The sequence below is a fragment of the Alkaliphilus peptidifermentans DSM 18978 genome, assembly GCF_900101495.1.
GTDB classification, from domain to species: Bacteria; Bacillota; Clostridia; order Peptostreptococcales; family Natronincolaceae; genus Alkaliphilus_C; species Alkaliphilus_C peptidifermentans.
Map to the genome: position 1 here is coordinate 26605 of NZ_FMUS01000010.1, position 23136 is coordinate 49740.

Below are 23136 nucleotides of genomic sequence, written 5' to 3' on the forward strand. Positions count from 1 at the left end.
TTTGTTAATTCACATTTATTTAATATTGTGCAGCAAAAAGAATTTTTTTATATTATCCATTTGTAAATAGCATTTATATTCAACTTAAACTAATAAGGGAGTGGAGCAAGATGAAAAAACTTGATATTAAAAGTGTAATTGTAGGCGTAATAATTGGTACGTTAGGATTTACAACTGTTTTTGCAGCAGGAGGAATTAAATCAGCGACTTCGGGAGGAATTAAATCAGCAACTTATAGCAGTTCTAAGGTTTATTTTTACGGAAATGAAATATTATTAGAAAACCCCTTAGTTACAATTGTGAATGATGGAAGCTCTGATGGTCTGTTATATATGCCAATGAGAGAACTGCTAGAACATATGCAATTCAAAGTTGAGTGGAACAATGAAGGCGGTTCTGTAAATCTAACTATGAATGGCGGTAATAACTACAAAAACATAGAGGTTCCATTGGATATTTCAGAAAATGAAGAAGACACAAAGGCTTTGGATATCATGCAGAAAACAGGAAACTGGGGCTATGTTGAGCCATACCTAAAATATATGTCTATAGATGGTATTGAAAAAGTTGTCCAAATATATAACTCAAAGCATATCAATCCATCTGAACACAAAAAAGCATCTGATTATATAGAGGCTTCATTGAATATTTCAGAAAATGAAGTAGACACAAAGGCTTTGGATATCATGCAGAAAACAGGAAACTGGGGCTATATTGAGCCATACCTAAAATATATGTCTATAGATGGTATTGAAAAAGTTGTCCAACTATATAACTCAAAGCATATCAATCCATCTGAACATAAAAAAGCATCTGATTATATAAAGGATTGAATTTTAAGAAGATTAATATAAAGATAGGTTCTTCTATTTATGAATTCTTTATATTATCTTTAGTATAGATTAAGTGATATGTTTAAGAGTGCGACGTCCTGTCGCACTCTGAGTCACGGGGCGTATGGCATCGGAACAATGCATTTGCATAAAGGTGCAGAAACACGTTTTGTGGGCAGGTTCAGCATCACACCTTCTCACTGGGAGCGAAGCTCCACTAATGGGTATTTCTTTAGGGTTCAGTTCGAAGACGTCGCAAATATTAAAAATATATTGTCTTATTGTCATGAATGAACTCTTTAATTAAAGTTGAGGCACATAGTTTATATAATCACTCATAGGAGGAAACCGCCATGTACGATATAATAATGATTGGTGCAGGCCCGACAGGCTGTACTGCTGCACGGGAATTGACTTGTAATGGCTATAAAGTATTATTGGTTGAAAAATTTAAGATGCCAAGAAACAAATCTTGTTCAGGTGTTCTTATTAAAAAGTCAATGGATTTGGTGAAGCGATACTTTGACGAGGATACACCGGAGTTTACGATGTGTATGCCGAAGGATAATCGAGGTATGGTGTTTACCAACGACAAGGGTCAAGAGTACCGATTTGAACAGGAAGGATTAAATATATGGCGGAGTTCCTTTGATTATTGGTTGGCAACAAAAGCTACAGAAGCTGGCGCGGAACTACGCGATGAAACAATCGCTCTATCATGTTTAGAGCAAGAAAATTGTGTTATTGTGAATTTGAAAGGCACTTCATTATATTCAGAAAAAGCAAAGTTAGTCATTGTATGTGACGGTGTGGTAGGTTCTGTTAAGCGAAAACTTATTCATGCACCTCAAAATTATATAACTACTTATCAAACCTTCAATAAGGGTTCCATAGAATTGGATCATCATTATTTTTATGCCTATTTGCAGCCCTACCTATCGGAATATGATGCGTGGTTTAATGTAAAAGATGATTATCTTATTTTCGGTGTGTCTGTTAAGGATACAAGTAAACTTGAACATTATTATGCCGAGTTTATTGTTTATATGGAAAAACATCATAACGCAAAAATCGAAAAGCAAGAAAAAGCCGAAAAATGGCTTATGCCATACATTATGCCCAAATGTCCTGTACAATACGGAAAAGGGAAAGTGCTGTTTGCAGGTGAAACCGCAGGATTTCTTAACCCTATGGGCGAGGGTATTTCAGCAGCAATGGAAAGCGGTTATGCGGCTGCGAAAGCGATTGAGAAAATAGATTTGAATAACGACTTGGATTTGGAAACTGTATATTCGGCTTATCAAAATAACACTTCTGCATTAAGAGTTTACATGGAGCGGCAATGGAATTTTGTTGCAAGCATGGCGAGTACATTTGATTACATGAGATTATGAGCATAATTTGTTGCTTTAAGTAAGTTGAATTCCAATTATTTTTTATAATGTGCAGTACAGGTCAAGTGCTATGTTTAAGGGGGTGCCGTCCGTGGCACCCTTTGAGTCACGGGGCTCGGACCTCCTAAAACACAATGTTTCCGCAGAGGACGGTGATGCAATGGTAAGGGAAAAGCCGCCCACACGCCCTAAGCCAACCGAGGCGCCCCGGCATGAGTAGCTACCTGCAATGCTTAGGGATGTCGGAAACACCCGTCCGTTATATAAAATCGCGCGAAAAAGAACGCCGCATCGTGCAGCGGATAAAATAAAAAACTAAAATTTGAAGGGAGTGAGCGACATGAAACGTCGATTAATACAAATAAAGGTGATTTCAATTTAATTGGGAACAGTACAAATAAACGTTTAGCTGTTATTATTGGGTGAGGTTAGCTGATGTTATTTTACTGTTGCCAAAAATCGGTAGTAAAAATAAAATTACAAGAAAGAGGTAGAATAACATGCTAAAACTGAAATATCTTTTTGATAATAGAGACTTAGCCAAAATGATTTTAGGAAATTGGGAATATGACCCTTCTTCCACAAAAATGTTTAAATACTACAGAATTTCATCTAATGCTGTGTATCCATTCAAAAGTGAAGATAAGGTAAAGCTTTTACGGTTTGCACCTTGCACTGAGAAAAATAAAAACAATATAATAGGAGAACTGGAATTTATTAAGTATTTGAAGCTAAGAGAGTATCCAGTATTATGCACTGTTCCTTCAAAAGATAATCAAGAATTATTGGAAGTTAGTACACCATGGGGAGAATATTTTGCGGTTGTTTTTGATAGGGTGGCAGGAGTTCAGTTAGAACAAATAGATTATACTTATGATATATGTAGAAAACATGGCAAATCTTTAGGTAAATTGCATAAATTATCATCTGAATATAAACCAGATAAAGAATTACGCTGGTCATATGAAGATGTTCTTACTTGGATTGAAAAGGAATTGTCGAGTTTCTCTGATGAGACTTTAGCAATGCAGGAAATAAAGTTACTTAAGGAGTTTTTCTCAAAATTACCTAAAAATGAGCAAACTTATGGGATGGTTCATTATGACTTTGAGATGGATAATATTTTCTACGACAAAGATACAGATATGCTTAATATCATAGATTTTGATGATTCAATGTATCACTGGTACGCAATGGATATTGAACAAGCATTAAATAGTATAGTAAATGAAGTACCTTGCGAGGACTATTCATTAACGCGAGATTTTTTTATTAAAGGTTATAGAGAAGAATTTAGTATTACTGATGAAATGTTATCTTATCTTACGGTATTTAGGAGATTTGCAGATCTATATGGATATGTTAGAGTTTTGTTATCTACCAAGGAGGTTTGGGATAATGAACCTGAATGGATGATGGATTTAAGAATATATTTAGCAACTTTAATGAAGGATAGCTCTAAACATTTCGGTGATTTGCTAGTATAGTTTTTATTGTTAGAGAGGCTGACGTCCTGTCAGCCTCTGAACAAAGAAGGCGCGCTACTATACACAACAATGTGTTTGCACAAGGGTGCTGGCAGGTACGTTTCGCGGGAAAGGTCAGGGCAGCACATCCCTTCACTAGGAGCGAAGCTCCGCCAGGGGATAAAGTCAGGCGGTCCGGTTCAGAGACGTCGCAAACACGAAAAGTTATCTGAAAGTGATGGGTGCTTTTTTACCTAATAAAGATATATGGAGTGTTTATTTATGAAACTAATAAAAAAATGTATAAAGATCACTTTAGTGCTTTTAATAATATGCATATTGTTTGTATTATTTCTACCATCAAGAACCCCACACATTGAAGGAAATAATAGTGTAGCATCAATACAAAAAATCCAACTAGGAGGATTAGAACAGTTTATAATGATAAGAGGTAAAGATACCAACAATCCAATTCTTCTATTTTTGCATGGAGGTCCTGGATATTCACAAATTTCTTTTGCACGGAAATATCAAGAGGAACTCGAGGAAAATTTCATTGTTGTTAATTGGGACCAAAGAGGTTCTGGAATGTCGTATTCACATAATATTCCGAGAAAATCTATGAACAGAAGTCGGTTTAGAGAAGATACTAAAGAACTTATTGATTATCTATGTATGAAATATGAAAAAGAAAATGTATATTTAGCAGGACATTCTTGGGGCAGCGAATTAGGTTTACATGTAATAGACAAATATCCAGAAAGAGTTGCAGCCTTTATAAGTATTGGACAAGTAGTCAATAAACTTGAGAATGAAGCAGTTTCATATGATTTTGTTTTAGAGATGGCTAAAAAAAACAATAATAAAAGGGCGTTAGAAGATTTATTGAGAATTGGACGACCTCCTTACAAGAATACAGTTAGTGATACGTTAACACAAAGAAAATGGCTAGATAAATATGGGGGAGTAGAAAGGAATGTAAATACTTTAAATGATATTATATTGGGAAGTATTTTTTCACCAGAATATACAGGGATTGATGGAATAAAATTTGCTTTAGGTAGTAAATTTTCAGCAGATACCATGTGGGGACATAACTTAGATTTAGATTTTGTAAGAGATTTACCTGAAGTGAGAGTTCCTGTTTACTTTTTTGCAGGTAGACATGATTATAATACGCCATCTACCTTAATAGAACAGTATTATAACAAGATAATAGCTCCTCATAAAGAGCTCATATGGTTTGAAGAGTCAGCACACTTTCCACATTTTGAAGAACCTGAAAAATTTGCACAACTAGCTATACGTATAAAAGAGAATGTTGAAAAAAAGCAATAACACCCAATACCATCAATGTGTTTACGGGAGGTGCAGGAGGACGTGTTAAGGGAAAGGTCAGGCACCACATCCCTTAACCGGGAACTGAGCTCCGCCAAGACGGCCTAGCTTTAGGGTCCGGTTCAGGGACATTGTAAACTCGGAGACGTTCTCTGAAACCATATGCAAAGGTGCAGCGTTCTGCCGCGAAATGTGAGAATTTGTATCGGCGTCTATAAATTTCATATAAGCTTTACAGTGTGAACTTAGGATTTTTTATATTTTTTTACTTGAGAAAGGATGTATCTTCTATGCAAATAAAACCGCTTGTAAATGGCGATGAAGGGTAATCGGTTAAGTGAAAAGCTGATTGTTTTCGCTTTGGCATATGCAAAAGAATTGGGCTTTGATAAAGTATATCTTATCAGCGACCACATTAATTTATCTGAAAAATATGGGTTTATGAAGATTGATGAAAAGGAAGCACCATGGGGAACGATTGAGACAATTTTTATGCACTTGACGTAGCGAGTAAGCACAATGTGTAAGTGAAATACTTCATATACTTTATTTAATGCTAAGTATTGAACACATAGTGCGGCAGATTTTAAAATACTTTTAAGCATAAAATACTATAGATAAGTGGAGGAGTAGGTTTTGGTAATTCCAAATTTTCTTACAAGATATTATCCTAAAGGTGAATACCCATTTGTATCTTTAAATGAGTTGCCTTTTGAAGATGCAAATAGAATAAAAAAGGCTCACTGTGCGCGCAATGGGATTGGATTTTTCTACGCTGAAGATGATTACCTAACACACCGAAGGGAAATAGAGAAATGGATATATAGTCAACTTGTTGAAAAGGGCGGGCATCCCAAATGTTTAGTCCCCATATATATGGTTTTAGGTGAATCACCCAAGGGTGAATTTGATATAAGAGTGGATATTCAGAAGGATGCTTGTGAGTTTCGGATACCAATAAAAATGCTTGATATGAGGTCTGTTTCATTTACATATCCTGATAGCATGTATCAGCTGGAATATGATGAATTCGGAAGTATAATTGGTGGTAAAAGAACAAATACCCCAAAGGTTTATACCTTTGATGAGATACCAGAATTAGTGCAACGGTATAATATATATGGAGAGTATTTGCATTATATAGAGGCGCAGGTATGGGATCGGAAATTGTTGCGAGAAATATGGGAAAACTCTAGAAATGGAAATGGAGCTTTTTGAAGATTTAAAGATAAAATAAGAAGGTATGGGGTTGAGAAAAGAAATGAATATGAAAGATAACAAACTATTAATGATAATATGTTCTATTTTATTAATTACCTGTATCCTATTGCTGAATAGTAACAGAAATTTAAGCAATCAATTGAGTCAAGAGAGGACAGATTTGCTAATATCTGTACTTAGGTTGGAAGGTGAAAGCAATAATTGGAAAATTAGCGATGGAGTTTTGGTTAATACATCTAACCACGTACACCTCCGTATAGAATCAATTGATTACATAGGACAGGAAGATTATGTGTCAGAGAATATATCTATTACCATAAGGTTTAGAGATAAAAATACAGGTAAGGAAGAGAAAAATGCAATAGGATACACCTATAACTTTGAAGAACTAAAGAACTTTCAGGGAGGAAGAGCAGGTGTTACATATCACCGAGATATGATGGAATACATTAACCATAATATTGTGATTGAATTAAAGCATGATGATGAGAATGGTAACCCATTTCTAGAAGAAATTGAAGTAATACCAGTGTGGAATTTTGAGGTCTAATACAATATATGATATTTATTTCATTTTGTATTTTTAATATACCATAAGAAAGTAAGATATGTTGTACGATCAACTAACAATGCATTTCATAAAGGTGGAATTTGTTATAGTAGCTAATATGCTGATGCGGAAGATTGATATTTCATAGTAGATGAAAAGAAACGAAGTAAATATCCTAAATGCTATATCACATTGGTATAGAGTTATGCAAGAATAAGGGAGGTTTACAGTGAAATATGACGCTAAAAATGATAGTTTTAAATTAGGTGAATATAATTACAGTGTTGAAAAGAAAATGCTTAAAGAAGCCCATAGAAAAAAAGTTGGATATAAAACTAAATTTATTATTATTATTATATTTATATCAATACTTACCTTTATCTTTTATCCCTTTGATTTAGAACGTACCGCAGGCATTAAAAATCTCACAGCAGATGATATATCCAATATAACTTTAGAACAAACCATAACCATACCGAAGGGCATGGATATAGAAACAAAGGATATTTCTATGGATGATATCGGGGAAGAATTAGAAGAACTTAGACCCTTGCCAATATCTAAATACTCAGAGATTCATTCAACATCTATGAAAGATATTACCGATAAAAACTTTATTGAAGAAGTGCTTTTAACATTATCTAATCACAATATGAGGAAAAGACGTTTTAGTAAAGGTGGGACCACCTTCCGGGTAGACTACACAATGCCAGGTTCCACAAGAGTCACAATACGTCTTAATGACGATAATAAAACAGGAGTACATATATTTATTAGTCATGATCCACGATATGTAAGTCTCTATACATTTAGCAGTAATGGAAGTAGCGACAGAGCAAGATACAAAATATATGGAGATGGAATTGATACTCAAAAACTTTTTGAACTTACAAGAAAATTTAAATGAAAATACTATTTTTTATCACCTATGAGCTTTGCTTGAGATATATGTCGCATCATCTTTTAAATGCGTCATTAGTGAACAGTAGGAATTGGTTGGTGGATGTAGAATTAGAGGGATTACTTTTTGGTATGGCTTTAACGACGAACAAATATAACGAGTACAAATTAGAAAAGACACTCAAGAATCAGAATAGCTTTATCATTAACTGGTTTTTACCTCCTTATGATTAATAAATGATACACTTGATATCGAAAAATCATAGTAAACATTGTGTTTTTAAAAAAAATATAGAGAGTAACTGCTATAATTAGGGTTACGACTAGCAAAGGTAAGTACTTAAAAGGGAGAGAAAACATATGACCAATATAAATATAAAGACAAATAAAAATATAGGTAGAGAACATTATTTATTTATTGCAATTGTAAGTGTGATGTATTATATCTTATGGAATATTTTTGAATTTTTCTTGGCTAAGCATTTTAACCCAAATATTCAATCATACAGTGCAATAGTAACTTTTTTTATAACAGTGTCTTTCTGTCATATTATAACCCATTATTCACCTTGTTTTTTATTTGCCTACATTAAGAATATTAACCTGATAAAATTACTCAGACTTAATAAAGTAACGTTAAAACAGCTTTTTTTAAGCTTTGTTATATTTATAGCTTTTAACTTAATTTCTGTTTATTTGTTAACTGTTCAAGATATTATTTTAAGCTACTTTAATATTAGCTTTAAAATGAACGATTACATAGTTGCCGATAATGTAGCAACACTAATTGTACTAGTAATAACAGTTGGTATACTTATACCTGTTGGAGAAGAGTTTTTTTATAGAGGGTTTCTTATAAGTGGAATGGAAAGTATAAACAAATATTTTGCTATAACTGCATCAGCTTTTTTATTTGCAATATATCATAACAATCCTCACAGATTAATAACCTTATTTCTTTTTAGTATATTATTAGGGTTAATAGTACATTATACAAACTCATTAATTCCCGGTATTATAATGCATATTATTACAAATACAGTATTTGTTGTTTATGGATTTATTCAGGGAAAGGAGTCAATGATGCAACAATATGGTGACTTGTCTAGCACTCCTGTAAGTTTATTAAATAATAACATAGTATTATTCATTGTTTTTTTGATTAGCAGCACAGTATGTATTTTATCCTTGAGAAAGTTAAGGGCTATGGCAGTTCAGGAGGATAGCTATAATGTACTATCTCGACATGATAGAAACAGTGGGTTGTTTATAATTATCACCACTTACATCATTTTAACAGGAATTTTCTTACTAAGAGGAGTGGGCTATTTTAATATTTCATATTAGGAACTAGAGCTTAAGGAGGTAGAAGTAGTGAGTTGAAGCTTATATATTAATGTTAACTATAAAAATGAGGGCTTGAGGGCATCAGGTACTTTTCTAAATGATAACTTCAGCAACATGATATATAACTCTCTCAACCCTCCAGTAAGATGATGGATTAAGGGGGCCTTCATATTGGCGACAAAGATTTCTAAAGTCTAAATTATACTAAATAAATTTACAAATGAAAAAGTGTAGAAAAGGGTACTAATTTTCTTGTAGTTATTAACAAAAGTTAGAGGAGAATGAATGATGATTAACGGAATTAATCATATTACTTTTGCTGTATCGGATTTAGAGAAGTCGGTGGAATTTTATGTGAATCTATTAGGGCTTAGATTGGTGGGGAAATGGGACAAAGGAGCATATTTATTAGCAGGTAACCAGTGGGTTGCCCTCAATATTGATAATGCAGCAGTTTTAGAGACAAAATCAGATTACACACATATTTCGTTCAATGTTTTATCTACAGATTTTCAAAAAATGAAAGATAAACTTGAAAGTGTGGGGGTAAAGTCATTCAAGGAAAATTCATCAGAAGGAGATTCATTTTATTTTCTCGACCCAGATGGACACAAGTTAGAACTACATTACAATACTATAGAAGATAGATTGAAGTGGGCGAGAGAAAATAATTGGTCAACATTTGAACTTTACTAGGTAAGAAATCATGTGATGAACACTTTCTTTTGAATAAGAGGATTGGGTTGGGTGGAGGTAGATGGTCTTGAGTTGACGGACAGCAGTTACGACACCTTTCGTAAAGCTTGGGTATCCAATGAAGATGAATATTTGGAAAATTAAATGAAAAGGAACTTAGAGAAAGACTAGATGAACATATATATAATTACAAACAGGAGCGATTAATAATGAATCACAAAAAAATCGAACTTAATAGTAGTATAAACAAGGATTTAGAGTTAATTTTAGTTCAAATAGCAAAATGGCATAATTTTGCACCAAAACTATGGAATCCAGACTATAGAGCTTCAACAGAAGCTATAGAGAAAACAGTACAAAGAATTAAAAATACAAAAAGTGAAGATTTATTTTTAACGATTGTAGAAGACGAGCAAAGTCAAATGCAGGGATTTATATGGGCATATAAACAGGAAAATTCTCAAGATAGTGTTATGATTTTATCACTGTATATCACAGAGGATTTCAGAGGTAAAGGGTTAGCAAAACATCTTAAAATATTATTAGAAGAGTGGTGTCGAAATGAAGGTATTAAGACCATACAGACTACTACTCATTATAAAAATCATAATATGATTGCATTAAACCAAAAACTTGGATATATTCCAGGTATGGTAAATATGACGAAAACGCTATAAACTATTTGATAGTTTTAGACATCGTATAACAAGCCATTCCCACAAAGGGGCAAGAAGTATCTTCAAGGAGTAAGTCTCTATAAGCACCGTCATGAAGTGGGGCAGGCCCCGCACCTTCTAGCTGTGAGCAAAGATCCACCAAGGTGTATTCCTTTTGGGTCTATACATCGTAACCACGGAAACGTTATATAAAATCACACGCATAAAGTCGTCACATCGTGTGGTGGGATAAAACCCAAAAGAGGAGGGGGCAAAATGAAGGACCAACTAGAACATGTAAAATCTACTTATAATCATCATAATGCAGTAAGAAAATATGTTTTAGACATTGATGATATTGGATTATGGGAATCAGAAAGAATCCTATTTAAAAAGTATGTTACTGAGGATTCTTCAATCATAGATATAGGCTGTGGAGCTGGAAGAACGACTTTTGGATTATATAAGATAGGATACACAAATATAACTGGTGTGGACTTATCAGAAAACCTCATAGAGAATGCAATAGAAATAGCAAAAGAAAGAGAGATTTCTATTAAATTTGAGACAGGAAATGCTCTTGAGTTGAAGTATAAAGATAGTAGTTTTGATAGTGCACTATTCTCTTTTAATGGTATCATGCACATACCTTTAATGAGTAATCGAGTAAAGACAATGACTGAAATTAAAAGAATAATCAAAACAGGGTCTAAGTTTATTTTTACTACCCATGAGGATAGGGACAGAGTAGAAGAATTTAAGGATTTCTGGAAAAATTATAAAAAAACATGGGAAGAAGGAAAACAGGATAAAAGGTTATTAGAATATGGGGATTCAATTTTTACTAAAGATAATTTAGAATACTATATTCATTTTGCAACAAAAGACGAAATCATTCATACTATCACTGAAGCAGGCTTGAGTTTGACAGAAACGATGTTAAGATCTGAGATATGCGACGAAAACAAAAGAATTAAAGAATACTCAGTAGATTGCCGATTTTGGATTACCGAGAAAAAGTAGTGGACTATTGAGGCACAACATCCCTTCACCGGGAACGAAGTTCCACCAGGGAGAAGGGCCAAGTGGGGGACCAGTTGGAAGGCATAGGAAACACGGAGACGTCTGATGAGACCCCAACAAGAGATAGATGTATGTTGAAATTTTTAAAAAATTACTGAGGAAAAGTTGGAATAGAAATGAAAATAGGATTAATAAGACATTTCAAAGTGAATAATATACCCGCAAAATTTATGACATCAAATGGTTTTCAAGAGTGGGTGGTTTTATACGATAATGCTGATGTTATTAAGAATGAAATAGAGATTAGTAATGTTGAATGGAATAAATGTTATACAAGTGATATGCCGAGAGCATTAAAAACGGCAGAAGCAATATTTAATGGCGAAGTCATAACAATGCCGGAATTGAGAGAAATTCCACTATACCCAGTATTTAAAACAAATCTAAAATTACCTTACATCTTTTGGAGTATATGTGGGAGAGTAGCATGGTCATTTTCACATAAGTCCCAAATTGAGGGTAAAAAACAAACTGAAAAAAGAATAAACGGGTTTTTAGATAATATTGATGATAAAGCGGATATAAATATATTACTTGTTAGTCACGGACTCTTAATTTATTCATTTCAAAAAGAACTTGTAAGAAGAGGGTTTCAAGGAGATATAATTAAAAATGTAAGAAATGGAGTAATATATATTTTTGAAAAATGAATTAGATTTCCTATAGTAGTAATGTTGCGAAAAGTGTATATGTGTACCATTTGTGATGGTAAGAGGAACTATTTGCATTTTCAACTTTTTCCTAGATTAAAAGGGGAACCCATTGGTTATGGACATTTTGTCAGAGAAGAAGGAATTATTATGGATTATCATCATAAAACATCATAGTTTTACAAGAATAAACTAAAAGGAATTATACTATAGGGCAAAAAGCCTGAGAAAACGCAATCTGCGACAATCCTTATGTTATAAGAATAAACATTTTGAAAAAGAACAAGAGTTTATTTATATAAGGGATGGGAGGTAAATATGCAAGTAGGAGATAAAATATCATTTGGCTGTTACGATTGGCGAGTGCTTGACATTCAAAACAATATGGTATTGATTATAACTGAATACATGATCGAACAACACCCCTATAATAATTACGCTGGTGATGTGACATGGGCAGACTGCTCCTTAAGAAAATATCTTAACGGAGAGTTTTATAACAGATTCACAGCAGCCGAACAGTCAAGAATCATTTCAGTATTGAACAAAAACCATGATAATCAGTGGTACGGTTCAAGAGGCGGAGAAGATACTCGGGATTACATATATCTTCTAAGCATTGAAGAAGTAGTGTGCAAATATTTCGGTGACAGCAGCAAAAACCTTGAAAACCGCAGTGCTAAACAAAGATACTGGTTTCAAAGGAAAGACAAAAACAACAACAAACGAAGAGCGACATTCGATGGGTATGTATGGTGGTGGTGGCTTAGGTCGTCCGGGCGTGACAATAGAAGAGCCGTATATATCCACGGCGACGGCAATATAGGCATTCAGGGAAATGGCACCTTCCGCTACAACAGCAACACGATTCATCCTTCAACAGGCGATAACAGCGGTGGAGTTCGTCCCGCGTTGTGGCTGAAGCTTTAGTATAATTCGCCATGCTATAATGACAAAATTTAGAGAAGGAGTTAAAGATGAGCAGATAAGAAGAAGTTTATATAAGAGCATTTTTAGACTATGTTTAAGGGGAGAATGTTATGAAAAATAAGAAAACCATTGAATTCTTAATAAGAGCTAAGAAAGCAACTTATGCTGGTAAGGGCGCAGAAATTAAATCATCAAGACCAAAGTCTCATGATTTGGATTATGAAGAAGCTGAATTAAGGTATATTGATACCTATTTAGGTGGACATCAATTCGCTGGAGAAGAAGCTTTGTGGGAGAATAATACCCCACTTTGGGCAATGAACTATTGTGGTAGAGTTTTATCAGAGACATTTGAAGGGGATTTCTTGAAGGAAGCTCTATTGAATGTACCAGAGGATATACCATTTAGAGGACCAAGAGAATTCAAAAGAGGTGTTTTTGAATATAGATGTTCTGTTAATGGAAGTTTTGAATGGTTCAATGGATACGAAGAAATATTTAAGAATGAAATTAAAGTATATGAATGCTTTTTTCATGGAGGTTTAATTATTTAGTTACTGATATAGTTAAGGATGGAGTAACTAGTAGCAAATACCACAACTTGACGATTATGAAGCAGAAATAGAATTCTGCCCTATTTGGATTAACATTGATGAAGCAATAGAGCAAAATGAGTGCTTACTTAAAGATGAAACAATAAATAAAAATCATTGGGTAAACAGAGAAACTTCAGTACTGAAAGCATTAGCAGAATATTATGGTGTTTAATAGAAAAGTTTTATGATATCAATAGTGGGTTAGAACCGCCAAGGCGGGCATCTTTTAGGTCCGGCTCAGGGACATTGAAAACACGGGAACGTTATCAGACACATCCAATGAATTATGTTTAATGGTTGAAATACAATATCTGAGGCTCTTCATAGGGTCTTGTTTTTTAGTAAAATATAAGAGGCATTATCTATTTTATAAAGCTTTGATAATTCAATAGTTGAAATAGCGTGTCGGTATAAGGAACAAATAAACTTTTGTTCAAAATTATGGTAAAATATAAAAGATAGCAAGTTGTTAAAAGAATTTTATTTACGTGTTTTTTATTGAAACAGGGAGAGGAATTACACCATGAGAAAATTAAGCGTTTTTTTTATATTGGTCATTATTTCTTTTGTATTATGCTCATGTAATGTTAATAAAAACGATAAAATAGAATCTAACGAATCAAATGAAAAAGTTGGGTTGGCTATTGGAGAAGTAGTAGACTCAGAGGTTGTAAAAGAATATTATTTTGAACCAAATGTTTCAATAATTGAAGGCACACTAATTTCCAGATTGTATTACGGACCTCCGGGATATGGCGAGGACCCTGATAATGATGAACAAAGATATCAACTTATTTTACAGCTAGATGATCCTATAGATGTTATTGCAGAAGATACTGATGAGTTTAATTCATGTATATCTGATGTTTTAGAAATTCAACTAGTACTAAGAGGGGAGCATTATATGGATATGGCAAGGATATATAAAAACAAGTATGTTAAAGTTCAAGGAACATTATTCTCAGCTTTAACAGGCTATCACTATACTGAAGTATTGATAGTTGTAGATGAAATTTGGGACTAGCAACTAAACAATCAAATCTGGAAAATGGTGAAGTCGACATAAAAGCATATTGTAGATTAATGAAAAACTCAAAGTTTTATATTGAAGTACAAAGGAACTTATATAATATAAGATTATTTATATTATACGAGGAGGAAGAGAAATGAAAAAAGCAATATTTTTGAGTATCATTTTAGTTATAGCTATACTTTCTTTTATTGGATGTACAACAAAATCATTGTCAACATCTGTTGAAGGACAATGGATTTTAGAAACGATTTCTGATACAAGTGGAGAAGTCCTAGTTATTGGAAAAGCTTACAAGGAATATGATGATTTCAACGGAAAAAAAGAGGATATTTTCGCTATTTTAAACGAAGATGGTACTTTTGAAATAACGGGCTCTGAAGAAAATCTGCAAGGAAAATACAATAAGGATAAGGACCTTAGTACTACTGATGCAGTTGCAATAACTATGAACTTTGATAATGGAGCTCAAATAATGGCTGCGTATGGAATACGACAATATCAGGATGGTAAAGAAATAGAATCTTTGATATTTACACTAGATGAGAAAGTTTATTCTTTTATAAAATCAGCAGCTAATTATTAGTAAGACCAAAGTCTAGTTACATTTGTAATTAAGACCCATTATCTATTCTATAGGTCACAAAAAACAATGGTTTAGTGGGGGCAAAAAATTTAGAGTCAACGGGACAGCATATAACATAGGGTTAGCAACATTTTGGCTTGGATAATGATGACGTCGAAAACACGGAGACGTTATAGGAAATAGTGATATCATGGATAGTGTCTGGGGCTATTAAAAAGCTTTTAAACAATTTCAGAATGCCAATATAGTTAATTTGATATAAAGTGAAAGGGGAAATAGTATGATAAAGAAGTTTGAGTTAAGTGATTTGACCGCATGTGCAGAAATTATGATGTCAGTATATAACAATGATTTATGGCAGTGTCGGTGGTCTTTGGAGACAGCAAAAAGCTATTTGAAGGATTATGTAGACTGTAAAAAGTTCATAGGATATACTTTGTGGTTAGATGGAGAAATTAAAGGAGCTATATTTTGCCATGAAAAGATCTGGTGGAACAATAATGAGGTTTTTGTTGACGAAATGTTTATATCTCCTGAACTTCAAAGGAAAGGCTATGGAACAAAAATGCTTAGTAAAGTCGAAGATTATATTAAAGAGCATAACTTAGCTGGATTTACATTATCAACATCTCGTTATACACCTGCACCTAACTTTTACCGAAAAAATGGGTTTTTAGATGCTGAACATGTGCTTTTTATGTATAAGGAAATATAGAAATATTCTCTGTTGAAACTCAGAATATAAAAAGATTTCATAATTATAGTTCCATATCAGTATATCAAGAATGTGGTGGATTTAACTAGGCTAGAGAATTAAAATACTATGAAATTGAGGTGGTAAATATATGGATGCTACATATATTGTTGAAAAAATTAATGATCTTTTTGATGTTACGAATAAGGAAATCTATTTTAGCGAGTCTGGGATTACATATCATACAGATAAAAAAGTTAAAAAATTAGGATATTGTGTTAACTTAACCCTTGAAACTATAGAGGAAGCAAGAATTCATGGAGTTGATATGATGGTCACACACCACGATGCATGGGATGAAATCTATGGATTAAAAGAGGCGTGTATAGAAAAGCTAGCAGAGTATGGTATAAGTCACTACTATAATCACTTACCACTTGATGATTGCGAATTTGGAACAAACGATAGTCTATTAAAGAAATTAAATTTTAAAACTATAAAAAAAACCCATGAGTGGGAAGGTTTATATTTTGGTAGAGTCGCAGAATATGATGAAGAAATTGGATTTTATGAATTAGTAAAAAACATTGAAGATCTACTTGAAGAACCAGTGAAATTTTGGCAGTTTAATGAGAAAAAGGTGAAGCGAGTAGGCTTAGTCTGTGGTAATGGAGGTCCAACAACTTGTCTTAGGGAATCAGTTGAAAATAAGTGTGATGTATACATTACAGGTGAATATAATTTGTATACCATTCAATATGCTAAGTTTAAAGGGATAAATCTTATCATTGGGAGTCATACTTTCACAGAATTCTTTGGAATTGAGAGTTTAGCAATGAAGTTGAATGAAAGTATAAAAGAACTTGTAGCAGTGAAACTCAATGAAGAGCATTATGAAGCTAATATAAAACCGAAGTTAGAGTAGAAGCCAGTGAACTAACCGACCACTTAGGAGCTACACCTTCTCACTGGGTGCAAGCACCCCCAAGGGGGGCATTTTTTCAAAAATGATGATAGATAAACAGAAAGAATTAGAAATATTAATGAAGAGTGATTTGGATTGGACGCTGGTACGATTACCACTGGTAAAAGAAGGATTTCCAATTTATTCTTTAAAATTGGGAGGGTAAACATGAATAAGATTGAACTAATTCAAAAACTGAATGAGGACTTCAAAATCTATATGTACCATGATGTGTGGACTACATTTGAGGATTATACTAATAAGATTCAAAATTACATTCATTCTGACTATCAAGAATACGCCTGTGGGTTGATGATAGATTTCGCAGATGAGATAAGTGAGGTTTTGACGACTACTTTTATAACTGAGGACATGTTTACCTTTATTAAAGAAAATAACAAGAAAGATATACTTATTTTTACTCATCATCCATATTATCAAAAAATACTCGATTATTCTTGGCAGGATGCTATTTCAGATAATATAGATACACTAAAAGAAAATAGAATATCCATTTATGTCTGTCACATGGCACTAGATTTTCATCCTAAGTATTCAACGGCTTTTTATTTGGCGAAAGAGCTGATGTGTGTTGTAGAAGGAAGACTTTCATATGAGTACAAGGGTTTAAGAGGGAAGGTTGAATGTGAGTACTATGGAAGATGTATAGATGATCTGTTTGATAAAATTAGTGAAATATCATCAAAAGCTGTGTTCTATCAGTTTAATGATATAAAACCCACAAAAATATGCTGTTCTCCAGGGGGAGGCAATATTATTGAAATAATAAGAATGGCCAAAGACTTAGGAGTAGATACATATATAACAGGAGTATCTGAATTTAAAGGTAAAAACAGTATTAGTAGAAACAAAAATTATTTTCAACAGCTTGAGAATATTGGGATTAATATTATTGGATTGGGCCATTATCAGACAGAATCTCTAGCTATGAAGGCATTGGTTGAAGATTACTTCAAAAGTTTTATAGATTCAGTTACATACTACGAAAATAAGTATTATATATAATTAAATATAGAGTTGAAAATGTAGAAGAAGGTTGCCACTCCATATAACAATTGTAATTGATGGATTATAAGTTGCTTTATACTGCGAAAAAGTATGAATCTTACAGATTTCTGAAATCACTGTACAGCACCCTTCTCACTGGGTGGCAAGCAGATCTATCAAAAACTTTTAATTGATATAATACGTGTAGTATAGAAAATTCTTATTAGGAGAAATAAAACTATGGTGAAAAAAGCTAGTGAAATACAAAAAGAAAGAATTCAAGAAATTGAAGAAAAGGCTTCCAAAATACTAGAAAAGTGTGTAGTTGTAACACTTGCTTCTATTAATGAAAAGGGATACCCCCGTGTATGTGCCATAAAAAAAATCAGAAATAACGGTTTCTTAGAAATCTATTTCATTACATCAAAAAGGTCTCATATAAATGGTAAAGCAACTCATTTTGAAAATAATACAAAAGCCAGTGTATGCTATTATCTTGGTGGTGATAGTGTAACATTAATTGGCGATGTTGAAATAGTAACCAATATGGATGAGAAAAGAGAGTTTGAAAATGATTGTGACAGAAAATTTTTCAAGAAGGGCATTGTAGACCCAAAGTGCTACTTATTAAGGTTTCGAACCCAAGAGGCAACATTTTGGATTGAAGGTAAGTTTAGAACTTGTAAATATATGTGAAAAAACAAGCGAAGGGGGATTAGATGATATATATTATTTTAACTGCTTTATTAATATTTCTTACAGTTATAGAAAAACCCATTATAAAGAAGTTTGATATTAAAAATCAAAAGGGTTTTTACAAGCCTGTTAATAAAATCCATCAATGGTCTGAAATAACGCTAATTATATCATTAATAATAATTATTTATTTTATTAGTATGTTAAGGCAGTATTTTTTACCTATATTTTCAACTGTAGTATTTGGATTTCGTGCTTTTATGGAATGGAAATATGAAAAAAATTCAAAAACATACATCTTAAGCATCTTAAATGGCAGCAGATTTTTAGTGCTAATAATATTAATAAATATGTTCTTACGAAGTAAGTGAAATTATATTTGGTAATTAAGTAGAACCATGACAATTAATTGTAGTTTTATAAATACATTATTAAGGAAAAAGATGGATGTGCTGATTTATATCCTCAAGAATCTGTCCTCACGTGATAAAACAATATTTTCTTTCCTGGGAGAAAAGTTACTGTAAGACTTTGTTTAATTGAATTATATACTTCATATAACACAATGAAATCATGAATATGTGGAGTATAGAAAAAACTAGATATTGTAACAGGATACTACCAATTGTAGCAAGGTCTAGTTCAGAGGCATCTGAGATACATGCGTTATCGTTATACGACATAGGGGTCATAATAGAACAAGGGCGTAGTTTAACAACATTTTACAAAGAAAGAAGGGTTAATTAAATGATTCAATCTATTGTACATATTGCTTTGGTTGTTAAAGATTATGATGAAGCTATTGAATTTTACACAGAGAAACTAAATTTTACATTAATTGAAGATACCTATCAACCAGAACAAGATAAACGCTGGGTAGTAGTATCACCACCAGGCTCATCTGGAACTACGATATTACTTGCAAAGGCTTCAAAACCAGAGCAGGTTTCTTTTATTGGAAACCAAGCAGGAGGAAGAATTTTTCTGTTCCTTGGGACAGATGATTTTTGGCAAGATTATAATGATATGTTAGCAAAAAAAATTGAGTTCGTTAGAGAACCAAAAGAACAATCTTATGGTATCGTTGCAGTATTTAAAGATTTATATGGAAATCTGTGGGATTTAGTTCAATTCAAAGAAAGCCACCCAATGTTTCAACGAGTAAAATAAACTAAATCTACAGTTGATGTTTTTATTGCGCTTGCAAGACGGTACTGAGATAGAATACTTAGTATCCATAATTGAGGTGGTATCAATTATAAGAGCTTTGACGGGAGGTTGATTGAGTGAAAGAAGATGATAAATTTCTAAAGGATATGGAGGATTTAAATGAATGGCAACAAAATCAATATAATCCTGGACATTATATTGGTACAGGAAGAATTCCAAGACCTATTTTAAATTTAACCAAATACCCTCGTCTGCTGATTATAGCAGGTGTTTTAGGATTAATTCTACCAACTGCGATTGTACTTCTGACTGATACTGCTATAACAGAACTTATTTTTCTTTTTCTTACACCAATTAGTATTATAATAGGCGGTATTTTACGTATTAAAGGTAAGTAACTTCAGGAGTAGACAAATTGACTTTAAAGGAGCTAGATAGATGAAAGTAAAAAGGCCTTTAAGTAGTGAAACTCAATGAAGAGCATTATGAAGCTAATATAAAACTGAAGCAAGAGTAGATACTTGGTTTTTCTCACCTATGCGAAATATGTAATTAGGCATAGGTCATTAAGTATTGGAGGAGATGAAATGGCTATAGACAAACAATATTTATCAGATTTTGAAGCGATATTATCACATAGGTATGATAATGGTGCAGACTATTGGACTACACCAGACAAGAGATTAATAAAGGGATCACCTTTCTCCACTCTAGACTGCGTACTTTATCTGTTGGAATTGGGTGTGGAACCCACCGATCCTTTACTTAAAAAGTGTGCCGACTTAATATTTAGTATATGGAAAGCAGACGGAAGTTTTAGGTTGTATCCGAAAGGGTCTATTTACCCATGCCATACCGCTAACGCTGCCAATGTTCTTTGCCACATGGGATATGCTTACGATACTAGATTGCAGAGAACTTTCCAACACCTTTTAGATACCCAATACACCGATGGCGGTTGGCGTTGCAATAAGTTTAGCTTTGGTCGTGGTCCAGAAACTCAGTATTCAAACCCATTCCCAACACTTACAGTCTTGAATGCATTCCGATTTAGTGACTATCTCAATAAAGAATCAGCGCTAGACAGGGCTGTAGATTTCTTACTTGATCATTGGGTAATCAGAAAACCGATTGGTCCATGTCATTACGGAATGGGCACATTGTTCATGCAGGTTGAATATCCCTTCCGTAACTATAATCTTTTTGTTTATGTTTATGTGTTATCCTTTTATGACCGCGCAAAGGAGGACAACCGATTTCTGGAAGCCTTAAAAGTGCTGGAATCAAAAATGGTGGATGGTCAGATTGTTGTTGAACGCATTGTTCCGAAGTTGGCCAAGTTATCTTTCTGTAGAAAAGGTGAACCAAGCGCATTGGCAACAAGACACTATCACGAAATCTTAAAAAACCTTGGTATAGCTAAAGAATAAGTCTGAAAATGCTCCTGCCTATAAGCTAATAAGCAATCACCAAGGATTTTTCTTCATTTATTATATAGTAAAGTAAAACATTAAGGCGGTGAAAATATGAAACGCGAATTTCAAGCAAAAATAGTAAGCCCGGACAAAAAAGGTGGTTTAACATATATTGAAGTTCCCTTTAATGCAGCTGAAGAATTTAACGGAAAAGGAAGAATAAAAGTGCAGGGTGCTTTAAACGGTCATACATATAGAAGTTCACTTATTTCAAAGGGAAATGGATTCTATATACTTGTAATTGATAAGAAACTACAAAAACAGATTGGCATAGACGACTGTGATACATTACATGTAACTATGGAAGCAGATAATATAGCTGTAGATCAAAATGTTAAAACTCCTATTGAAAAAATTGAAAAGAGCAGTATGGATGTTTTGACAGCAATAAGAACTAGAAGAAGCATAAGGAGATTTTCAAAAAAATCAATTGATGAAAAAGTTTTGAATACCATTATGGAAGCTGGGTTTTGTGCCCCTTCTGCTAAGAACAAAAGACCCTGGCATTTTATTTTGGTTAAAAACAAAGAAATACTGAAAAGATTAGCTGGAAATGATTCTAATCATAAACCTATAAGTGAAGCAGACTGTTGCATAGTTATTTGTGGGGATAAAAATATTCAAGGAATGAATGACTTTATATTGGAAGACTGTTCAGCTGCAGTTCAAAACATTTTATTAGCATCACATGGAGTAGGAATAGGAGCAGTATGGTGCGGATTACATACAGGAACAAAAGATTCTAAATCTTTAACTGAAATATTTGAGTTGCCAACAAAAATAGTTCCTATAGCTATCGTAGCACTTGGTTATCCAGAGGAAGACAAGGGTGCGGTTGAAAGGTTTGATTTTTCAAAAGTACATTATGAAAAATGGTAGTACGTGCACTTTGAAAGCTCTATTGAAGCTCATTTGATTTTTAAAAATTACAAATCGAGAATAAAGATAAAGGGAGATGCGTAGATGGAATGGTCAATATTTAAACAGGAAAATGCATTTGTGATGATTACAGAAGAAAAAGCAGGTGATATTCCATACCTAAGGGTTAATCCAAAAAAATATACTGGAGTACTACCAACAGTTATTTATTATCATGGATCCCACTCGAATAAAGATTTTATCAGATTTCAAGCAATGTCAATTGCCTGTTTTGGTTATCAAGTGATTGTCCCTGACGCATTATACCATGGTGAAAGAAGATCAATAGAATATAGCGTGAAATATATTTGGGAAATAATGCTTAAGAGTATTCAAGAATCCGACGTGCTTATAAAGATGGCAATAGAAAAACATGATGCTGACCCAACACGGATAGGTGTAATAGGAGATTCGATGGGAGCAATAACAGCTGGGGGAGTTTTCATTAAGCATAACTACTTAAAATGTCTGTCTGGATTTAATGGAGCCTTTGCTTGGCAAGAATGCATAAAAATGAATATCTTGCCTTTGAGTGAAATCTATAAAGATGAAATAGAGTTATATGATCCAATGACAAATGAAGAAAAAGTTAAAGGGAGAGCTATTTCAATTTTCCACGGAGTAGAAGATACATCTATACCTATTGAAATACAGAGAGAATTTGTTGATAGAATGAGATCACTTTACACAAGCCATCAGGATAAATTACAGCTAATAGAATTTAGTAACGTTAACCACAGGGTTACCACAAGTATGTTAGAGAATTTAATTACATGGTTAATAGCAAATCTTTAAATGCAAATCACAATTTAAAGCGTCTAACTAGCCATTCCCACAGGGATGCTAGCGCCGCCAAGGGGTATTCCTGCCAACCTATATTAATAGGCTTTTCAATAAACCTCTTTTTCTTCAATCAATAATATGCTTAAATAGAA

Annotated in this window: 27 protein-coding genes; all 27 read left to right on the forward strand. The window is 33.3% G+C overall.

Annotation, left to right across the window (positions count from 1 at the left end):
- Positions 1–110: 110 nt before the first annotated feature.
- Positions 111–833: a hypothetical protein gene (locus tag BLP68_RS08560; RefSeq protein ID WP_091542454.1), complete on the forward strand. Its 723-nt coding sequence runs from the start codon at positions 111–113 to the stop codon at positions 831–833.
- A 353-nt stretch (positions 834–1186) separates the two neighbouring features.
- Positions 1187–2227 carry an NAD(P)/FAD-dependent oxidoreductase gene (locus BLP68_RS08565; RefSeq protein ID WP_091542456.1) on the forward strand — a complete coding sequence of 347 codons (1041 nt, stop codon included), beginning with the start codon at positions 1187–1189 and terminating at the stop codon, positions 2225–2227.
- Between the two features lie 500 nt (positions 2228–2727).
- Positions 2728–3714, forward strand: coding sequence for a phosphotransferase enzyme family protein (locus BLP68_RS08570; protein WP_091542458.1), 987 nt, complete (start codon positions 2728–2730; stop codon positions 3712–3714).
- 261 nt (positions 3715–3975) lie between these two features.
- Entirely contained in the window at positions 3976–5031 is a 1056-nt protein-coding gene (locus tag BLP68_RS08575) for an alpha/beta fold hydrolase (protein WP_176758938.1), read from the forward strand.
- A 318-nt stretch (positions 5032–5349) separates the two neighbouring features.
- Positions 5350–5538: a GNAT family N-acetyltransferase gene (locus BLP68_RS08580; protein WP_176758939.1), complete on the forward strand. Its 189-nt coding sequence runs from the start codon at positions 5350–5352 to the stop codon at positions 5536–5538.
- A gap of 129 nt (positions 5539–5667) precedes the next feature.
- Positions 5668–6249, forward strand: coding sequence for a hypothetical protein (locus BLP68_RS08585; protein ID WP_091542466.1), 582 nt, complete (start codon positions 5668–5670; stop codon positions 6247–6249).
- A 31-nt stretch (positions 6250–6280) separates the two neighbouring features.
- A complete protein-coding gene (locus BLP68_RS08590) occupies positions 6281–6802 on the forward strand; it encodes a hypothetical protein (RefSeq protein ID WP_091542467.1) in 522 nt (173 codons plus the stop codon).
- 229 nt (positions 6803–7031) lie between these two features.
- On the forward strand, positions 7032–7709 hold the full coding sequence (locus BLP68_RS08595) for a hypothetical protein (protein ID WP_091542470.1): 678 nt from the start codon (positions 7032–7034) through the stop codon (positions 7707–7709).
- A 353-nt stretch (positions 7710–8062) separates the two neighbouring features.
- Entirely contained in the window at positions 8063–9049 is a 987-nt protein-coding gene (locus BLP68_RS08600) for a CPBP family intramembrane glutamic endopeptidase (protein ID WP_091542473.1), read from the forward strand.
- 288 nt (positions 9050–9337) lie between these two features.
- Positions 9338–9745, forward strand: coding sequence for a fosfomycin resistance glutathione transferase (locus BLP68_RS08605; RefSeq protein ID WP_408606031.1), 408 nt, complete (start codon positions 9338–9340; stop codon positions 9743–9745).
- 209 nt (positions 9746–9954) lie between these two features.
- Positions 9955–10422, forward strand: coding sequence for a GNAT family N-acetyltransferase (locus tag BLP68_RS08610; RefSeq protein ID WP_091542478.1), 468 nt, complete (start codon positions 9955–9957; stop codon positions 10420–10422).
- 255 nt (positions 10423–10677) lie between these two features.
- Positions 10678–11424, forward strand: coding sequence for a class I SAM-dependent methyltransferase (locus BLP68_RS08615; protein WP_091542481.1), 747 nt, complete (start codon positions 10678–10680; stop codon positions 11422–11424).
- A gap of 176 nt (positions 11425–11600) precedes the next feature.
- Positions 11601–12134, forward strand: a complete 534-nt coding sequence (locus BLP68_RS08620; protein WP_091542484.1) for a phosphoglycerate mutase family protein — start codon at positions 11601–11603, stop codon at positions 12132–12134.
- Between the two features lie 318 nt (positions 12135–12452).
- On the forward strand, positions 12453–13064 hold the full coding sequence (locus tag BLP68_RS08625) for a DUF6273 domain-containing protein (RefSeq protein ID WP_091542486.1): 612 nt from the start codon (positions 12453–12455) through the stop codon (positions 13062–13064).
- 110 nt (positions 13065–13174) lie between these two features.
- Complete coding sequence (locus BLP68_RS08630; RefSeq protein WP_091542490.1) at positions 13175–13618, forward strand: DUF5680 domain-containing protein; 444 nt, start codon at positions 13175–13177, stop codon at positions 13616–13618.
- A 565-nt stretch (positions 13619–14183) separates the two neighbouring features.
- On the forward strand, positions 14184–14684 hold the full coding sequence (locus BLP68_RS08635; RefSeq protein ID WP_091542493.1) for a DUF4431 domain-containing protein: 501 nt from the start codon (positions 14184–14186) through the stop codon (positions 14682–14684).
- 142 nt (positions 14685–14826) lie between these two features.
- Positions 14827–15276 (forward strand): hypothetical protein, encoded by a 450-nt coding sequence (locus tag BLP68_RS08640; protein WP_091542496.1) that lies wholly within the window; start codon positions 14827–14829, stop codon positions 15274–15276.
- Between the two features lie 280 nt (positions 15277–15556).
- Positions 15557–15991 (forward strand): GNAT family N-acetyltransferase, encoded by a 435-nt coding sequence (locus tag BLP68_RS08645; protein WP_091542499.1) that lies wholly within the window; start codon positions 15557–15559, stop codon positions 15989–15991.
- Between the two features lie 130 nt (positions 15992–16121).
- On the forward strand, positions 16122–16895 hold the full coding sequence (locus tag BLP68_RS08650; protein WP_091542501.1) for a Nif3-like dinuclear metal center hexameric protein: 774 nt from the start codon (positions 16122–16124) through the stop codon (positions 16893–16895).
- Between the two features lie 207 nt (positions 16896–17102).
- On the forward strand, positions 17103–17960 hold the full coding sequence (locus BLP68_RS08655; RefSeq protein WP_091542504.1) for a Nif3-like dinuclear metal center hexameric protein: 858 nt from the start codon (positions 17103–17105) through the stop codon (positions 17958–17960).
- Positions 17961–18182: 222 nt separating this feature from the next.
- The gene (locus tag BLP68_RS08660) at positions 18183–18638 is read left to right on the forward strand and encodes a pyridoxamine 5'-phosphate oxidase family protein (RefSeq protein WP_091542506.1); all 456 of its coding nucleotides are present in this window, start codon (positions 18183–18185) and stop codon (positions 18636–18638) included.
- 23 nt (positions 18639–18661) lie between these two features.
- Positions 18662–19009 (forward strand): DUF4181 domain-containing protein, encoded by a 348-nt coding sequence (locus BLP68_RS08665; RefSeq protein ID WP_091542509.1) that lies wholly within the window; start codon positions 18662–18664, stop codon positions 19007–19009.
- A gap of 376 nt (positions 19010–19385) precedes the next feature.
- Positions 19386–19808 carry a VOC family protein gene (locus tag BLP68_RS08670; protein ID WP_091542512.1) on the forward strand — a complete coding sequence of 141 codons (423 nt, stop codon included), beginning with the start codon at positions 19386–19388 and terminating at the stop codon, positions 19806–19808.
- A 116-nt stretch (positions 19809–19924) separates the two neighbouring features.
- Positions 19925–20206 (forward strand): hypothetical protein, encoded by a 282-nt coding sequence (locus tag BLP68_RS08675; protein ID WP_091542515.1) that lies wholly within the window; start codon positions 19925–19927, stop codon positions 20204–20206.
- 189 nt (positions 20207–20395) lie between these two features.
- Positions 20396–21238, forward strand: a complete 843-nt coding sequence (locus tag BLP68_RS08680; protein WP_091542517.1) for a prenyltransferase/squalene oxidase repeat-containing protein — start codon at positions 20396–20398, stop codon at positions 21236–21238.
- 96 nt (positions 21239–21334) lie between these two features.
- Positions 21335–22162: a nitroreductase family protein gene (locus BLP68_RS08685; protein ID WP_091542520.1), complete on the forward strand. Its 828-nt coding sequence runs from the start codon at positions 21335–21337 to the stop codon at positions 22160–22162.
- 84 nt (positions 22163–22246) lie between these two features.
- On the forward strand, positions 22247–22996 hold the full coding sequence (locus BLP68_RS08690; RefSeq protein ID WP_091542521.1) for a dienelactone hydrolase family protein: 750 nt from the start codon (positions 22247–22249) through the stop codon (positions 22994–22996).
- The last annotated feature ends 140 nt before the right edge of the window (positions 22997–23136 follow it).

What these genes read in the sequence shown, in the direction of transcription:
- BLP68_RS08560 (WP_091542454.1), top strand. Translation starts at nt 111, where the DNA reads ATGAAAAAACTTGATATTAAAAGTGTAATTGTAGGCGTAATAATTGGT.
- BLP68_RS08565 (WP_091542456.1), top strand. Translation starts at nt 1,187, where the DNA reads ATGTACGATATAATAATGATTGGTGCAGGCCCGACAGGCTGTACTGCT.
- BLP68_RS08570 (WP_091542458.1), top strand. Translation starts at nt 2,728, where the DNA reads ATGCTAAAACTGAAATATCTTTTTGATAATAGAGACTTAGCCAAAATG.
- BLP68_RS08575 (WP_176758938.1), top strand. Translation starts at nt 3,976, where the DNA reads ATGAAACTAATAAAAAAATGTATAAAGATCACTTTAGTGCTTTTAATA.
- BLP68_RS08580 (WP_176758939.1), top strand. Translation starts at nt 5,350, where the DNA reads ATGAAGGGTAATCGGTTAAGTGAAAAGCTGATTGTTTTCGCTTTGGCA.
- BLP68_RS08600 (WP_091542473.1), top strand. Translation starts at nt 8,063, where the DNA reads ATGACCAATATAAATATAAAGACAAATAAAAATATAGGTAGAGAACAT.
- BLP68_RS08605 (WP_408606031.1), top strand. Translation starts at nt 9,338, where the DNA reads ATGATTAACGGAATTAATCATATTACTTTTGCTGTATCGGATTTAGAG.
- BLP68_RS08610 (WP_091542478.1), top strand. Translation starts at nt 9,955, where the DNA reads ATGAATCACAAAAAAATCGAACTTAATAGTAGTATAAACAAGGATTTA.
- BLP68_RS08615 (WP_091542481.1), top strand. Translation starts at nt 10,678, where the DNA reads ATGAAGGACCAACTAGAACATGTAAAATCTACTTATAATCATCATAAT.
- BLP68_RS08620 (WP_091542484.1), top strand. Translation starts at nt 11,601, where the DNA reads ATGAAAATAGGATTAATAAGACATTTCAAAGTGAATAATATACCCGCA.
- BLP68_RS08625 (WP_091542486.1), top strand. Translation starts at nt 12,453, where the DNA reads ATGCAAGTAGGAGATAAAATATCATTTGGCTGTTACGATTGGCGAGTG.
- BLP68_RS08630 (WP_091542490.1), top strand. Translation starts at nt 13,175, where the DNA reads ATGAAAAATAAGAAAACCATTGAATTCTTAATAAGAGCTAAGAAAGCA.
- BLP68_RS08635 (WP_091542493.1), top strand. Translation starts at nt 14,184, where the DNA reads ATGAGAAAATTAAGCGTTTTTTTTATATTGGTCATTATTTCTTTTGTA.
- BLP68_RS08640 (WP_091542496.1), top strand. Translation starts at nt 14,827, where the DNA reads ATGAAAAAAGCAATATTTTTGAGTATCATTTTAGTTATAGCTATACTT.
- BLP68_RS08645 (WP_091542499.1), top strand. Translation starts at nt 15,557, where the DNA reads ATGATAAAGAAGTTTGAGTTAAGTGATTTGACCGCATGTGCAGAAATT.
- BLP68_RS08650 (WP_091542501.1), top strand. Translation starts at nt 16,122, where the DNA reads ATGGATGCTACATATATTGTTGAAAAAATTAATGATCTTTTTGATGTT.
- BLP68_RS08655 (WP_091542504.1), top strand. Translation starts at nt 17,103, where the DNA reads ATGAATAAGATTGAACTAATTCAAAAACTGAATGAGGACTTCAAAATC.
- BLP68_RS08660 (WP_091542506.1), top strand. Translation starts at nt 18,183, where the DNA reads ATGGTGAAAAAAGCTAGTGAAATACAAAAAGAAAGAATTCAAGAAATT.
- BLP68_RS08665 (WP_091542509.1), top strand. Translation starts at nt 18,662, where the DNA reads ATGATATATATTATTTTAACTGCTTTATTAATATTTCTTACAGTTATA.
- BLP68_RS08670 (WP_091542512.1), top strand. Translation starts at nt 19,386, where the DNA reads ATGATTCAATCTATTGTACATATTGCTTTGGTTGTTAAAGATTATGAT.
- BLP68_RS08680 (WP_091542517.1), top strand. Translation starts at nt 20,396, where the DNA reads ATGGCTATAGACAAACAATATTTATCAGATTTTGAAGCGATATTATCA.
- BLP68_RS08685 (WP_091542520.1), top strand. Translation starts at nt 21,335, where the DNA reads ATGAAACGCGAATTTCAAGCAAAAATAGTAAGCCCGGACAAAAAAGGT.
- BLP68_RS08690 (WP_091542521.1), top strand. Translation starts at nt 22,247, where the DNA reads ATGGAATGGTCAATATTTAAACAGGAAAATGCATTTGTGATGATTACA.